This window comes from Pseudomonas putida NBRC 14164 (assembly GCF_000412675.1).
Taxonomy (GTDB): Bacteria; Pseudomonadota; Gammaproteobacteria; order Pseudomonadales; family Pseudomonadaceae; genus Aquipseudomonas; species Aquipseudomonas putida.
This window is the reverse complement of the sequence record NC_021505.1, coordinates 4,405,679-4,419,087: the sequence shown is the minus strand read 5'-3', so window position 1 is coordinate 4,419,087 and position 13,409 is coordinate 4,405,679. Positions and strand designations below refer to the sequence as shown.

General features: G+C 62.0%; 16 protein-coding genes. 15 read left to right on the top strand and 1 reads right to left on the bottom strand.

Annotated features, from left to right (window positions below):
- Nucleotide 1 precedes the first annotated feature (1 nt).
- Complete coding sequence (locus PP4_RS19535; protein ID WP_016500898.1) at nt 2-1,000, top strand: S49 family peptidase; 999 nt, start codon at nt 2-4, stop codon at nt 998-1,000.
- 102 nt (nt 1,001-1,102) lie between these two features.
- Here PP4_RS19535 and PP4_RS19530 read toward each other — a convergent pair whose 3' ends face one another.
- Nucleotides 1,103-1,681 (bottom strand): Maf family protein, encoded by a 579-nt coding sequence (locus PP4_RS19530; protein ID WP_016500897.1) that lies wholly within the window; start codon nt 1,679-1,681, stop codon nt 1,103-1,105.
- A gap of 95 nt (nt 1,682-1,776) precedes the next feature.
- Between PP4_RS19530 and PP4_RS28190 the strand changes: the two genes are divergently transcribed.
- The 14 genes from PP4_RS28190 to PP4_RS19465 all read left to right on the top strand — a co-directional run bounded on the left by PP4_RS28190 (nt 1,777) and on the right by PP4_RS19465 (nt 13,395).
- Nucleotides 1,777-2,304, top strand: coding sequence for a YceD family protein (locus PP4_RS28190; protein WP_016500896.1), 528 nt, complete (start codon nt 1,777-1,779; stop codon nt 2,302-2,304).
- A 13-nt stretch (nt 2,305-2,317) separates the two neighbouring features.
- Nucleotides 2,318-2,500 (top strand): 50S ribosomal protein L32, encoded by a 183-nt coding sequence (rpmF, locus tag PP4_RS19520; RefSeq protein WP_016485486.1) that lies wholly within the window; start codon nt 2,318-2,320, stop codon nt 2,498-2,500.
- Nucleotides 2,501-2,503: 3 nt separating this feature from the next.
- Entirely contained in the window at nt 2,504-3,514 is a 1,011-nt protein-coding gene (plsX, locus tag PP4_RS19515) for a phosphate acyltransferase PlsX (protein ID WP_016500895.1), read from the top strand.
- A 127-nt stretch (nt 3,515-3,641) separates the two neighbouring features.
- Nucleotides 3,642-4,580, top strand: a complete 939-nt coding sequence (gene fabD / locus PP4_RS19510) for an ACP S-malonyltransferase (protein WP_016500894.1) — start codon at nt 3,642-3,644, stop codon at nt 4,578-4,580.
- A 15-nt stretch (nt 4,581-4,595) separates the two neighbouring features.
- Complete coding sequence (gene fabG, locus PP4_RS19505; RefSeq protein ID WP_016500893.1) at nt 4,596-5,336, top strand: 3-oxoacyl-ACP reductase FabG; 741 nt, start codon at nt 4,596-4,598, stop codon at nt 5,334-5,336.
- 202 nt (nt 5,337-5,538) lie between these two features.
- On the top strand, nt 5,539-5,775 hold the full coding sequence (gene acpP / locus PP4_RS19500; protein ID WP_016500892.1) for an acyl carrier protein: 237 nt from the start codon (nt 5,539-5,541) through the stop codon (nt 5,773-5,775).
- Nucleotides 5,776-5,964: 189 nt separating this feature from the next.
- Nucleotides 5,965-7,209 carry a beta-ketoacyl-ACP synthase II gene (gene fabF / locus PP4_RS19495; protein ID WP_012271164.1) on the top strand — a complete coding sequence of 415 codons (1,245 nt, stop codon included), beginning with the start codon at nt 5,965-5,967 and terminating at the stop codon, nt 7,207-7,209.
- Nucleotides 7,209-8,024: an aminodeoxychorismate lyase gene (gene pabC, locus PP4_RS19490; RefSeq protein ID WP_016500891.1), complete on the top strand. Its 816-nt coding sequence runs from the start codon at nt 7,209-7,211 to the stop codon at nt 8,022-8,024. Before fabF ends, pabC begins: the two co-directional genes overlap by 1 nt.
- Nucleotides 8,025-8,028: 4 nt before the next feature.
- Nucleotides 8,029-9,219, top strand: coding sequence for an endolytic transglycosylase MltG (gene mltG / locus PP4_RS19485; protein ID WP_016500890.1), 1,191 nt, complete (start codon nt 8,029-8,031; stop codon nt 9,217-9,219).
- 9 nt (nt 9,220-9,228) lie between these two features.
- Nucleotides 9,229-9,861 carry a dTMP kinase gene (tmk, locus tag PP4_RS19480; RefSeq protein WP_016500889.1) on the top strand — a complete coding sequence of 211 codons (633 nt, stop codon included), beginning with the start codon at nt 9,229-9,231 and terminating at the stop codon, nt 9,859-9,861.
- Nucleotides 9,854-10,840: a DNA polymerase III subunit delta' gene (locus PP4_RS19475; RefSeq protein ID WP_016500888.1), complete on the top strand. Its 987-nt coding sequence runs from the start codon at nt 9,854-9,856 to the stop codon at nt 10,838-10,840. The genes tmk and PP4_RS19475 overlap by 8 nt, the downstream gene beginning before the upstream one ends.
- 30 nt (nt 10,841-10,870) lie before the next feature.
- Nucleotides 10,871-11,653 carry a TatD family hydrolase gene (locus PP4_RS19470; RefSeq protein ID WP_041167825.1) on the top strand — a complete coding sequence of 261 codons (783 nt, stop codon included), beginning with the start codon at nt 10,871-10,873 and terminating at the stop codon, nt 11,651-11,653.
- A gap of 633 nt (nt 11,654-12,286) precedes the next feature.
- Complete coding sequence (locus PP4_RS29895; protein ID WP_080642808.1) at nt 12,287-12,514, top strand: hypothetical protein; 228 nt, start codon at nt 12,287-12,289, stop codon at nt 12,512-12,514.
- 245 nt (nt 12,515-12,759) lie between these two features.
- A complete protein-coding gene (locus PP4_RS19465) occupies nt 12,760-13,395 on the top strand; it encodes a TetR/AcrR family transcriptional regulator (protein WP_016485495.1) in 636 nt (211 codons plus the stop codon).
- The last annotated feature ends 14 nt before the right edge of the window (nt 13,396-13,409 follow it).

The window sequence follows — 13,409 nt, the reverse complement described above, 5'->3', positions numbered from 1 at the left end:
CATGGCAGACGAATGGAAAGCCCCCGAGGCCGCACCCGAGGAGCGCGAAGGGCGCGAAGAGCGCAAGAGTTGGCAACTGCTGGAAAAGACCTTGCTGGCCAGTGTGCAGGAGCAGCGCCGGGCGCGGCGCTGGGGGATCTTCTTCAAGCTGCTGACTTTCATCTACCTCTTCGGCTTCCTGGCATTGTTCACGCCACTGATGGACATGGACAAGGCGGCATCGCGCAGTGCCAGCCATACCGCGCTGGTCGAGGTACGCGGGGTGATTGCCGACCAGGAAGGCGCCAGCGCCGACAACATCGTCAAGAGCCTGCGCGACGCGTTCAAGGACAGCAAGACCAAGGCCGTGGTCATGCGCATCAACAGCCCGGGCGGCAGCCCGGTGCAGGCGGGTTACGTGTATGACGAAATCCGCCGCCTGCGCGCCGAGTATCCGGCCATCAAGCTGTATGCGGTAATTGCTGATCTTGGTGCTTCCGGTGCCTATTACATTGCCAGTGCGGCGGACGAGATCTATGCCGACAAGGCTAGCCTGGTGGGCTCGATTGGCGTGACGGCGGCTGGTTACGGCTTTGTCGGCACCATGGAGAAGCTGGGCGTGGAGCGGCGTGCCTACACCTCGGGTGAGCACAAGGCCTTCCTTGATCCGTTCTCCCCTGAAAAGCCAGAAGAAACCCGGTTCTGGCAGGGGGTGCTGGACACCACGCACAACCAGTTCATCGCCATGGTCAAGCAAGGGCGCGGCGAGCGCCTGAAGGATAAGGACCACCCGGAGTTGTTCAGTGGCCTTATCTGGTCGGGCGAGCAGGCCAAGGCGCTGGGGCTGGTGGATGGGCTGGGCAGTGCCAGCTACGTGGCGCGTGAAATTGTAGGCGAGAAGGAGCTGGTGGACTTCACTGTGCAGGAGTCGCCGTTCGATCGCTTCTCCAAGCGCGTGGGGGCCAGTGTGGCTGAGCACCTGGCGATGTGGATGGGGTTCCAGGGGCCGCAGTTGCGTTGAGTTCGGCGTGCATTTTGCGGCGCCTGTGAGACCGAGCGCCGCCCGCGAAGCGCCGCGCGGGCGGCGCTCGGTCTCCCAGGCGCAGAAAATCTCAAGCCAGGCTCAAGGGACAACCACCCCCTCCCGGGTCAACATATCCACCAGTCGAATCAACGGCAGCCCGATCAGGCTGGTCGAATCGCACCCGTGGGTGCTCTGGAACAAACTCACCCCCAAGCCCTCTGCCTTGAAGCTTCCTGCGCAATCCAGTGGCTGTTCCGCCGTCACATAGCGCTCCACCCGCTCCCGGCTCAATTCGCGCAGCGTCACCGTAAACGGCACGCAGTCCACCTGGCAGTGCCCGGTCGCGCTATTGAGCAATGCCAATCCGGTCAGAAAGCTCACCTGCTGCCCGCTGCACTCCAGCAGTTGCTCGCAAGCCCGCTCGAACGTGTGTGGTTTGCCCAGCACCTGTTCGCCCAGTACTGCAACCTGGTCCGAACCGATAATCAGGTGCGCGGGATGGCTGCCCGCCAAAGCTTCGGCCTTTTGCCTGGCCAGCCGGCGCACCAGTTCCACGGCGGGCTCGTCATCCCGTCGCTGTTCGTCTATATCGGGGCTTGCCCAAGTGAAGGGCAGGCGCAGGCGTGTCAGCAGTTCGCGGCGATAGGCAGAGCTGGAAGCCAGTAACAAAGGAAGCATGGTAGACTCCGTTTCGGTTGAACCAATCCTATCACGCACGATGCCGCCGAATTTCCTTTGACAGGGACGGGGGGCATCCCTAGAATGCTGCGCCTATGTTGAATGACCCGATTCCACCTCACGTTGACCCGCGCAAATTAGCCGATCGTGGCGTAACCCTTAACGGTTCGCTGCAACTCGCTGATTTGGAAAGACTCTGCGACCCGCTTTCCGACAATGTCGGTACGGTGCAGGCGAAGTTCGATTTTGAACGAGATGAACAGCACGTGGTGGTTATCCACACCGAGCTGAACGTCGAGGTCAAGATGGTTTGCCAGCGTTGTCTTGAGCTGGTCACCCTGCCGATCTACAGCGAATGTACATACGCTGTGGTGAAGGAGGGTGCGAATACCCAGTCGTTGCCGAAAGGCTATGACGTGCTGGAACTGGGCGAAGATCCTTTGGATCTGCAGGCATTGGTCGAGGAGGAGCTTCTGCTCGCCTTGCCAATCGTGCCTGCTCACCATCCGGAAGAATGCCAGCAGCCGGCGGGCGCAGACGAGCCCGAATCGAGCAAGGACGAGGTATCGCGGTCCAACCCGTTCAGTGTTTTGGCGCAGTTAAAGCGTGACCCAAACGTTTAGGAGTTAATCAATTATGGCTGTTCAGCAGAACAAAAAATCCCGCTCTGCCCGTGACATGCGCCGTTCGCACGACGCCCTGTCGGAAAACGCGCTGTCGGTAGAGAAAACCACCGGTGAAATTCACCTGCGCCACCACGTTTCGCCAGAAGGCGTATACCGTGGTCGTAAAGTGATCGATAAGGGCGCTGACGAGTAATCCTTGTCCGCTCAGATCATCGCGATCGACGCAATGGGCGGGGACTTCGGTCCCCGCAGCATTGTCCAGGCTAGCATTGCCTGCCTTTCGGCTACCCCCTCGCTGCACCTGACCCTCGTCGGTCAACCCTCCCTCCTAGAAGATCTTGTCAGCGGCCTTGCAGCTGCGGATCGCGCGCGCCTGCAGATTGTCGCCGCCAGTGAGGTGATCGGTATGGACGAGCGGCCCTCCCAGGCGCTACGCGGCAAGCCGGACTCGTCGATGCGCATCGCCCTCGAACTGGTGCGTGACGGCAAGGCCCAGGCCTGCGTCAGTGCCGGCAATACCGGGGCGCTGATGGCGCTGTCACGCTTCGTGCTCAAAACCTTGCCGGGTATCGATCGGCCAGCCATGGTGGCGGCGATCCCGACCCAGGCGGGTTACTGCCAGCTGCTGGACCTGGGTGCCAATGTCGATTGCAGCGCCGAGAACCTCTATCAGTTCGCGGTGATGGGCTCGGTGGCCGCCCAGGCCCTGGGTGTGCATCGGCCGCGTGTGGCATTGCTGAACATCGGTACCGAGGACATCAAGGGCAACCAGCAGGTCAAGCTGGCGGCCACGCTGTTGCAGAACGCTCGCGGCCTTAACTACGTCGGTTTCGTCGAAGGGGATGGCCTGTACAGAGGGGAGGCGGACGTGGTGGTGTGCGACGGTTTTGTCGGCAACATCCTGCTTAAATCCAGCGAGGGTCTGGCAACGATGATCGGTGCACGCATCGAAAAGCTGTTCAAGGGCGGTGCATTTGCTCGCGTTGCCGGGGCCGTGGCCATGCCGCTGCTCAAGCGCCTGCAGGCCGACCTGGCGCCGGCGCGGCACAACGGTGCGAGCTTTCTGGGGTTGCAGGGTATCGTCATCAAGAGCCATGGCTCGGCAGGCGTGCAGGGCTTCCAGAGCGCCATCCAGCGGGCGTTGATCGAAATTCAGGAAAACCTGCCGCAGCGCCTGCATGGCCGCCTTGAAGACCTGTTGCCTTAGGCATTTCGGCGATGAAGTGCTTAAATGTGACCGCTTGGTCTGCGTTTCCATCCAAGTTTTCAGATTCCGCGCCTGGCCTGCGGCCTGGCGCACCCTATCCGACGACAAGATCATAAGGGCTTGTTCAATGTCTGCATCCCTCGCATTTGTCTTTCCCGGTCAAGGTTCCCAGTCGCTGGGCATGCTCGCCGAGCTCGGCGCCGAGAAGCCAGTGATCATCGAAACCTTCAAGGAAGCTTCCGACGCACTCGGTTACGACCTGTGGAAGCTGATCCAGGAAGGCCCGGAAGAGCAACTCAACCAGACCGACAAGACCCAGCCGGCCATCCTCACCGCGTCCATCGCGCTGTGGCGCTTGTGGCTGGCGGAAGGCGGCGCCGCGCCAGCCTTCGTCTCCGGTCATAGTCTGGGTGAATACAGTGCCTTGGTTGCCGCTGAAAGCATCAGCCTGAAAGACGCCGTTCGCCTGGTCGAGCGCCGTGGTCAGTTGATGCAGGAGGCCGTGCCTGCAGGTCACGGTGCCATGGCTGCAATCCTTGGCCTGGACGACGCCGTGGTGGTAGAAATTTGCGCCGAAGCGGCAGAAGACCAAGTGGTCAGCGCCGTCAACTTCAACTCGCCAGGCCAGGTGGTCATCGCAGGTAACAAGGCTGCGGTAGATCGGGCCATGGAGCTGTGCAAGGCCAAAGGTGCCAAGCGCGCCCTGCCGCTGGCGGTCAGCGTGCCGTCGCACTGTGCCCTGATGAAGCCGGCCGCCGAGCGCTTTGCCGAATCGGTCAATGCCATCGAATGGAAGGCGCCGCAAATTCCGGTGGTGCAGAACGTCACCGCTGCCATTGCCGCCGACCTCGATGCCCTCAAGCATGACCTGCTGGCCCAGCTGTACCAGCCTGTGCGTTGGGTCGAGTGCGTGCAGACCCTGGCTGCCAACGGTGCAGTCAACCTGGTCGAGTGCGGCCCGGGCAAGGTCCTGGCTGGCCTGAACAAGCGTTGCGCCGACGGCGTGACCACCTACAACCTCAATACCCCTGACGCCGTTGCCGCCACCCGCGCGGCACTGGCCTGATTTGGAGAAGCTTGCATGAGCCTGCAAGGTAAAGTTGCACTGGTCACCGGCGCCAGCCGTGGCATTGGCCAGGCCATCGCCCTCGAGCTGGGCCGCCAGGGCGCGACCGTGATCGGTACCGCCACTTCGGCCTCCGGCGCCGAGCGCATTGCTGCCACCCTGAAAGAGCACGGTATCACCGGCACCGGCATGGAGCTGAACGTGACCAGCGCCGAATCCGTTGAAGCTGTTCTGGGTGCCATCGCCGAACAGTTTGGCGCGCCGGCCATCCTGGTCAACAACGCCGGTATCACTCGCGACAACCTCATGCTGCGCATGAAGGACGACGAGTGGTTCGACGTGATCGACACGAACCTGAACAGCCTCTACCGTCTGTCCAAGGGCGTGCTGCGTGGCATGACCAAGGCACGTTGGGGTCGTATCATCAGCATCGGCTCGGTCGTCGGTGCAATGGGTAACGCTGGCCAGGCCAACTACGCCGCCGCCAAGGCTGGCCTGGAAGGCTTCAGCCGCGCCCTCGCGCGTGAAGTGGGCTCGCGTGGCATCACCGTAAACTCGGTGACTCCGGGCTTCATCGACACCGACATGACCCGCGAACTGCCAGAAGCGCAGCGTGAAGCCCTGCAAACCCAGATTCCGCTGGGCCGCCTGGGCCAGGCTGATGAAATCGCCAAGGTGGTTTCGTTCCTGGCGTCCGACGGTGCGGCCTACGTGACCGGCGCTACCGTGCCGGTCAACGGCGGGATGTACATGTAACACTGCAACTCAATGTGACGGATTTCGTAAAAAAAGAGTCATACTGCGAGCCTAAAATCCGTTATAAAGCTGCAACCAGATTCCAGGCGGCGGGTGCGGTGACTGGTTTGAAGGTGCGTTTAGCTTGAAAAGCGAACGTCTTTCTATAAAATTGGCCACCGGCCAGCTGCCTGACATATATCCATTAGGAGTAAACCTAGGTATGAGCAACATCGAAGAACGCGTCAAGAAAATCGTCGCCGAGCAACTGGGCGTGAAGGAAGAGGAAGTGACCAACGAGAAGTCCTTCGTCGATGACCTGGGTGCCGATTCGCTTGACACCGTTGAGCTGGTGATGGCTCTGGAAGAGGAATTCGAGACCGAAATCCCTGACGAAGAAGCCGAGAAAATCACTACCGTTCAAGCAGCTATCGACTACGTCAACAGCCACAAGGCCTAAGACACTGTAGTCGTCGCTTCTTGACGAGAAAAACCGCACTGCCTTTGCCGGCGTGCGGTTTTTTCTTTGCGAACACGCTGCTTTGGGGCGAGCCGGCTTCGCTGACCGCGCACCAAGAGCCTGTTGCCATTCCATTCCTGCGCTTGAATGTAATCGCAAGAGACTCTGTTATTAGAAAAGGAGAGTACTGTGTCGCGTAGACGCGTCGTGGTCACCGGTATGGGTATGCTGTCGCCACTGGGTACCGATGTACCGAGCACCTGGCAGGGCATTCTGGCTGGCCGCAGTGGCATTGGTCCGATCGAACACACGGACCTGTCTGCCTACTCCACCCGTTTTGGCGGCTCGGTGAAAGGCTTCGAGGTCGAGCAATACCTGTCGGCCAAAGAGGCCCGCAAGCTTGACCTGTTCATCCAGTACGGCCTGGCGGCCGGTTTCCAGGCGGTGCGTAATGCCGGCCTGGAGGTCACCGACGCCAACCGTGAGCGCATTGGCGTGGCCATGGGCTCGGGGATCGGCGGCCTTACCAACATCGAGGAAACCAGCCGTACGCTGCACGATTCGGGGCCGCGTCGCATTTCCCCGTTCTTTGTGCCGGGCTCGATCATCAACATGATCTCCGGGTTCCTGTCGATCCACCTGGGCCTGCAGGGGCCGAACTACGCCATTGCCACTGCGTGCACCACTGGCACCCATTGCATCGGCATGGCCGCGCGCAATATCGCCTACGGTGAAGCTGACGTGATGATTGCAGGTGGCGCGGAGATGGCTGCCTGTGGCCTGGGCATGGGCGGCTTCGGTGCCTCGCGTGCGCTGTCTACCCGCAACGACGAGCCAAGCCGGGCCAGCCGCCCATGGGACAAGGGCCGTGACGGCTTTGTATTGTCCGACGGTGCCGGTGCCCTGGTGCTCGAAGAGCTGGAGCACGCCAAGGCCCGTGGTGCGACCATCTATGCCGAGCTGGTTGGCTTTGGCATGAGCGGCGACGCCTACCACATGACTTCGCCACCCGACACCGGCGAGGGCGCTGCCCGCTGCATGGCCAACGCCTTGCGCGATGCCGGTATCCAGCCGGAAGAGGTCAGCTACATCAACGCCCACGGTACCTCGACCCCTGCGGGCGACGTGGCCGAGGTGGCCGCGATCAAGCGCGTGTTCGGCGAGCATGCCTACAAGCTGGCTGTCAGTTCGACCAAGTCGATGACCGGCCACCTGCTGGGCGCCGCAGGCGCGGTGGAAGCGATCTTCAGTGTGCTGGCGATCAACAGCCAGATGGCCCCGCCCACCATCAACCTGGACGAACCGGACGAAGGTTGCGACCTCGACTTCGTGCCGCACCAGGCGCGCAGCATGCCGATCGACGTGGTGTTGTCCAACTCGTTCGGCTTTGGCGGCACCAACGGCTCGCTGGTGTTCCGCCGGTTCGCCGGTTGATGCACAGCTGGGTCGATGGCCAGCCCTCGGTTGCAGTCAACCTGCAGAACCGCGGCCTGGCCTACGGCGATGGCCTGTTCGAGACCATTGCCGTGCGCGGTGGCCAGCCCAGCTTGCTGGACGGCCACCTCGCACGCCTGGCGCTGGGTTGTCAGCGCTTGGCGATCAGTGCCGACATGGCGCTGGTGCGCGACGAGCTCCTGCGCTATGCCAGCCAGCTCGGTGAAGGTGTAGCCAAACTCATCCTTACCCGTGGTGACAGCCAGCGTGGCTATGCGCCGGTTGCCGGTGCCGTGCCACGGCGAATCCTGCAGGGCAGCCCGTTACCCAGCTATCCTGTGGAGCATGCCGAGCACGGCGTGCGCTTGTTTCCTTGCCAGACCCGGCTTGGGGAACAACCGCTGCTGGCCGGCCTCAAACACCTCAACCGGCTGGAGCAGGTGCTGGCCCGTGCCGAATGGCAGGACAGCGAGCATGCCGAAGGCCTGATGCGTGACGGGCAGGGCAGGGTGATCGAAGGGGTGTACAGCAATCTGTTCCTGGTGCGCGATGGCGTGCTGTTCACTGCCGACCTCAGCCGTTGTGGTGTGGCCGGGGTGATGCGTGCTGCATTGCTGGAACAGGCCGCGGTGCTGGGCATCCCGGCGCAGGTCGCTGACCTGTCGTTTGACGCGCTGGAGCAGGCAGATGAAGTATTTGTTTGCAATAGCGTTTACGGCATCTGGCCCGTGCGGGGCGTAGCCGCGCTAAACTGGTCGCCTGGCCCGCTCACCCGTAAACTGCAGGCCGTTGCCCGTACGTTACTGGAAACCTGAATTCGTGAGACGTAAATTCCTGCTACTGCTGGAAATGGGCTTGATCCTTGCCGGGCTGGCGCTTGGCTGGTCGGCCTGGAAGGTCAACTCGGTCCTGGAGCAGCCCCTGCACGTGACGCAGGAGCGCCTGCTCGACGTGCCCAATGGCACCAACCCCAACCGCATGTTCTACCGCATGCAACAAGAAGGGTTGCTCGACGATGCTGTCTGGTTGCGCTTGTACTGGCGCTTCAACATGGCTGGCACCGCCCTGCACACCGGCGAATACCGCCTCACCCCTGGCATGACGGTCGAACAGTTGTTCGACGCATGGCGCCGGGCCGATGTGGTGCAGTACAACCTCACTCTGGTCGAAGGCTGGACCTTCCGTCAGGTGCGCTCGGCTGTGGCCAGGCATGAAAAGATCAAGCACACCCTGGACGGCCTGTCGGATTCCGAAGTGATGGACAAGCTCGGCCATACCGGCGTGTTCCCCGAAGGGCGCTTCTTCCCGGACACCTACCGCTTCGTGCGTGGCATGAGCGATGTCGAGTTGCTGCAGCAGGCCTACATGCGCCTGGACGAAGTGCTGGCAAAGGAGTGGGCCGAGCGCACCACCGACCTGCCGTATCGCGACCCGTACCAGGCGCTGATCATGGCCTCGCTGGTGGAAAAGGAAACCGGTATCCCGCAGGAGCGTGGGCAGATTGCCGGCGTATTTGTACGGCGCCTGCGCCTGGGCATGATGCTGCAGACCGACCCGACGGTGATCTACGGCATGGGTGAGCGTTACAACGGCAGGATTACCCGCGCCGACCTGCGCGAACCGACGCCCTACAACACCTATACCATGACAGGGCTACCGCCCACCCCGATTGCCATGGTCGGCCGCGAAGCGATTCACGCGGCGCTCAACCCGTCCGATGGCACCAGCCTGTACTTCGTCGCCCGCGGCGATGGCAGCCATGTGTTCTCCGACGACCTCGACGACCATAATTCGGCGGTGCGCGAGTTCCAGCTCAAACGTCGTACCGACTACCGCTCCAGCCCTGCGCCGCAGCAAGAGGCACAGCCGGGTACTGACGACGCCCAGCCCCAGGTGCCTGCAACTGACGAGCCGGCTGCACAGCCAGCACCCGAAGCGCCGCCTGCGCAGGATGCCCCTGCTGGTGGTGCGCAAGCGGCCGAACGGCCGACGCCTGACGAACAACATTAAGGACTGCCTGTGAGCGGCTTGTTTATTACGCTGGAAGGCCCCGAAGGCGCGGGCAAGAGCACCAACCGCGATTACCTTGCTGCGCGCTTGCGCGAGCAGGGCCTGGATGTAGTGCTGACCCGTGAGCCCGGTGGTACGCCGCTGGCCGAAAAAGTGCGCGAGCTGCTGCTGGCCCCCACCGATGAAAGCATGGCGGCCGACACCGAGCTGTTGCTTGTGTTCGCGGCGCGCGCGCAACACCTCGCGCAGGTAATCCGCCCGGCACTGGCCCGCGGCGCCGTGGTGCTGTGTGACCGCTTCACCGACGCCACCTATGCCTATCAGGGCGGTGGGCGCGGTTTGTCGGTCGAGCGCATCGCTACTCTGGAGCAATTTGTCCAGGGTGACCTGCGCCCGGACCTGACCTTGGTCTTCGACCTGCCAGTGGAAGTGGGCTTGGCCCGTGCTGCCGCCCGCGGCCGCCTGGACCGTTTCGAGCAAGAAGGCCAGGCGTTTTTCGAAGCGGTGCGCCAGGCATACCTGCAGCGCGCCCAGCGCGAGCCGCAGCGCTACAGCCTGCTCGATGCCGCGCAAACGCTGGAAGCCGTGCAGCGCGCCATCGATGCGCTGCTGCCGGCGATTGTGGAGCGTTGCCGTGGCTGACGCCTACCCCTGGCAGCAGGCCCTCTGGCAGCAGCTGGCCGGCCGCAGCCAGCACGCGCACGCCTACCTGCTGCACGGGCCGCAGGGTATCGGCAAGCGGGCCATGGCCGAGCGCCTGATGGCCCGCCTGCTGTGCCAGCAGCCCCAAGGGCTGGATGCCTGCGGCGGGTGCAAGTCCTGCCTGTTGCTAAAGGCCGGTAGCCACCCGGACAACTTTGTGCTCGAGCCTGAAGAGGCCGACAAGCCGATCAAGGTCGACCAGGTGCGCGAGCTGGTGGCGTTCGTGGTGCAAACCGCGCAATTGGGCGGGCGCAAGGTGGTGCTGATCGAGCCTGTCGAGGCGATGAACGTCAACGCCTCCAACGCGCTGCTCAAAAGCCTCGAAGAGCCATCTGGCGATACGGTGCTGCTGTTGGTCACGCACCAGCCCAGCCGCTTGTTGCCGACCATCAAGAGCCGCTGCCAGCAGGTGGCGTGCCCGCAGCCAAGCCTGGCCCAGAGCCAGGCCTGGCTGGCCGGTGCGTTGCCTGACAGTGACGAGGCCGAGCGCGACGAGCTGCTGACGCTGGCCGCCGGTTCGCCATTGATGGCGGTCAGCCTGCAGGCACAAGGTGTGCGCGAGCAACGTGCGCTGGTTACTGACGGGGTGAAGAAGCTGATCAAGCAGCAGCAATCGCCCAGCCAGTTGGCCGATGCCTGGAACGGCGTGCCACTGCTGTTGCTGTTCGACTGGTTCTGCGATTGGTCGCATCTGATCCTGCGCTACCAGTTGACCCAGGACGAGGAGGGGTTAGGCTTGGCTGATATGCGCAAGGTGGTGCAATACCTGGCGCAGAAGAGCCGCCAGGCCAAGGTGCTGGAGGTGCAGGCCTGGATCCTGGAGCAGCGCCAGAAAGTGCTGGGCAAGGCCAACCTCAACCGCGCCCTGCTGCTCGAAGCGTTGCTGGCTCACTGGCTGCAACTGCCGGGTACCCGCTGATTTTCATTTTTTCATGTGTGCCGTTATCCCATGCTCGTAGATTCCCATTGCCACCTTGACCGTCTTGACCTGAGTGCCCACCAGGGCTCCCTCGATGCTGCTTTGCAGGCGGCCCGTGAGCGCGGGGTCGGTCATTTTCTGTGTATTGGCGTCAGTGCCGAAAACGCCGGTGCAGTGAAGGCGTTGAGCGAACAGTACGCCGATGTCGATTGCTCGGTGGGTGTGCACCCGCTGGACCTGGCACCGGGTGAAACCCCAGCGCTGGAATGGCTGCTGCGCGAGCTGGCCCACCCCCATGTGGTGGCGATAGGTGAAACCGGGCTGGATTACCACTATGAGCCGGAAGCTGCCGAGCTGCAGCAGGCTTCGTTCCGCCTGCACCTGGAAGCCTCGCGGCAGACCGGCAAGCCGGTCATCGTGCACACCCGTGCGGCACGCGCCGATACCTTGGCACTATTGCGCGAGGTCAACCTGCCGCAGGCTGGTGTGCTGCATTGCTTCACCGAAGACTGGGAGATGGCCAAGGCCGCGCTGGACCTGGGGTATTACATCTCGCTGTCTGGCATCGTTACCTTCCGCAATGCCGATGCCCTGCGTGAAGTGGCTCGGCAGGTGCCGGTCGATCGTTTGCTGGTCGAGACCGATTCGCCGTATCTGGCACCCATTCCGTACCGTGGCAAACCGAACTTGCCACAGTATGTGCGGGAAGTGGCGGAGTATGTGGCTTCGTTGCGGGGCGCCAGTTATGAGCAACTGGCTGAGCAGACTACTGCCAACTTCAAGCGGTTGTTCCCGTTGGCACGGGTGGCTTGATGGCGCATGAGCCTGAGCGCACTTGCACTTGCACTTGCACTTGCACTTGCACTTGTACTTGCACTTGCTTTGGCTTCTAAGCGCGCGGTAGCTCAGGCGACACAGATTGCGACTTCAGGAGGCCGAGCGCAGGGCTTGCGGAGGGAGGTGACGGGCATGGATGCCCGTCAAGCGCTGGGCCCCAGGATGGGGCCTGCAGCGCGGTCCTCCCGGGAGCAAGCCCGGAGCGAGGGAACCCCGGAGCGTAGCGCAGGGGCCGGATGATGGGAGCGGACGGCTTTGGTTACTTTGGCCAAGACCAAAGTAACCCGCCGGAAGGGCGGAAAGGTGACTCAGCGCCACCTGCGCGAACGAATGTCTACACTTGTATCAAGGCGCACATCGTAAAAGCCAAGAAGCTTATGTAGTGGTTTTGATATAGCGGATAGGCCATTTGCGATGGCGACGCTGACTCACCTTTTCGCCCTTACGGCGAGTCACTTTTTGTCAAACGCGACAAAAAGTAACCAAAAAACGCTGCGCTCCGATCATCCGGCCCCTGCGCTGCGCTCCAGGGTTCCCTCACTCCGGCCTTGCTCCCGGGAGGACCGCGCTGCAGGCCCCATCCTGGGGCCCAGCGCTTGACGGGCATCCATGCCCGTCACCTCCCTTCGCAAGGCCTGCGTTCGGCCTCCTGAAGTCGCGAAGATCAAAAGCAAGATCAAGATCAAGATCAAGATCACAGGCACGGTACAGCACAAACATCGAGCGGGGAGTGCGGGTCGCTGTGCGGCCCGTCGCGCAAGCAAAAAAAACCCGGGTTCTGGGGGGGGAATCCGGGTTAAGACCATTAGGAGTAAAACAAAGGTACGCGGTCCCTGAGCACCTTTATCGGCGCGCCACTTGGGGGGGATGCGCCGCGCCAACACTTCAAGTATTGGTCAGGTTTGGCGCAGTGCCAGCGTATATTGGTCGTTTTTTAAACAAATTTGGAATACGCCGAGGTTTCAATCCTTCCACAGCGCATGGCAGTAAGCATGGTGAAACACAGACATGCGTGGATGATCCGTGCAATTTCTTGCAAGTTAGGCATAATAAACCGCTTCGATTGTCATCCAGTCCTTCCCATGCAGAAAGAACCTCGTAAGGTCCGTGAGTTTCGCCGTCGCGAACAGGAAATCCTCGACACCGCGCTCAAGCTGTTTCTCGAACAGGGTGAGGACAGCGTCACTGTCGAAATGATCGCCGACGCCGTGGGTATCGGCAAAGGCACGATCTACAAGCATTTCAAGTCAAAGGCGGAAATCTACCTGCGCCTGATGCTCGACTATGAGCGCGACCTGAACGAACTGTTGCACTCGGCCGACGTCGACCGTGACAAGGAAGCCCTGTCACGCGCCTACTTCGAGTTCCGCATGCGCGACCCGCAACGTTACCGGTTGTTCGATCGCCTGGAAGAGAAGGTGGTCAAGGGCAACCAGGTGCCGGAAATGGTCGAGCAACTGCACAGTATCCGTGCCTCCAATTTCGATCGCCTGACTCAGCTGATCAAGGGCCGCATCAGCGAAGGCAAGCTCGAAGACGTACCCCCGTATTTCCATTACTGCGCCGCCTGGGCGCTGGTGCACGGCGCCGTTGCGCTGTACCACTCGCCATTCTGGAGCAATGTGCTTGAGGATCAGGAAGGTTTCTTCCAGTTCCTGATGGACATCGGTGTGCGCATGGGCAACAAACGCAAACGCGATCCGGAACCGACGAACTGAAGCGTTCCGTCACT

What these genes read in the sequence shown, in the direction of transcription:
- acpP (WP_016500892.1), top strand. Translation starts at nt 5,539, where the DNA reads ATGAGCAACATCGAAGAACGCGTCAAGAAAATCGTCGCCGAGCAACTG.
- rpmF (WP_016485486.1), top strand. Translation starts at nt 2,318, where the DNA reads ATGGCTGTTCAGCAGAACAAAAAATCCCGCTCTGCCCGTGACATGCGC.
- PP4_RS28190 (WP_016500896.1), top strand. Translation starts at nt 1,777, where the DNA reads ATGTTGAATGACCCGATTCCACCTCACGTTGACCCGCGCAAATTAGCC.
- PP4_RS29895 (WP_080642808.1), top strand. Translation starts at nt 12,287, where the DNA reads ATGCCCGTCACCTCCCTTCGCAAGGCCTGCGTTCGGCCTCCTGAAGTC.
- PP4_RS19470 (WP_041167825.1), top strand. Translation starts at nt 10,871, where the DNA reads ATGCTCGTAGATTCCCATTGCCACCTTGACCGTCTTGACCTGAGTGCC.
- fabG (WP_016500893.1), top strand. Translation starts at nt 4,596, where the DNA reads ATGAGCCTGCAAGGTAAAGTTGCACTGGTCACCGGCGCCAGCCGTGGC.
- fabD (WP_016500894.1), top strand. Translation starts at nt 3,642, where the DNA reads ATGTCTGCATCCCTCGCATTTGTCTTTCCCGGTCAAGGTTCCCAGTCG.
- PP4_RS19465 (WP_016485495.1), top strand. Translation starts at nt 12,760, where the DNA reads ATGCAGAAAGAACCTCGTAAGGTCCGTGAGTTTCGCCGTCGCGAACAG.
- PP4_RS19530 (WP_016500897.1), bottom strand. Translation starts at nt 1,681, where the DNA reads ATGCTTCCTTTGTTACTGGCTTCCAGCTCTGCCTATCGCCGCGAACTG.
- PP4_RS19535 (WP_016500898.1), top strand. Translation starts at nt 2, where the DNA reads ATGGCAGACGAATGGAAAGCCCCCGAGGCCGCACCCGAGGAGCGCGAA.
- pabC (WP_016500891.1), top strand. Translation starts at nt 7,209, where the DNA reads ATGCACAGCTGGGTCGATGGCCAGCCCTCGGTTGCAGTCAACCTGCAG.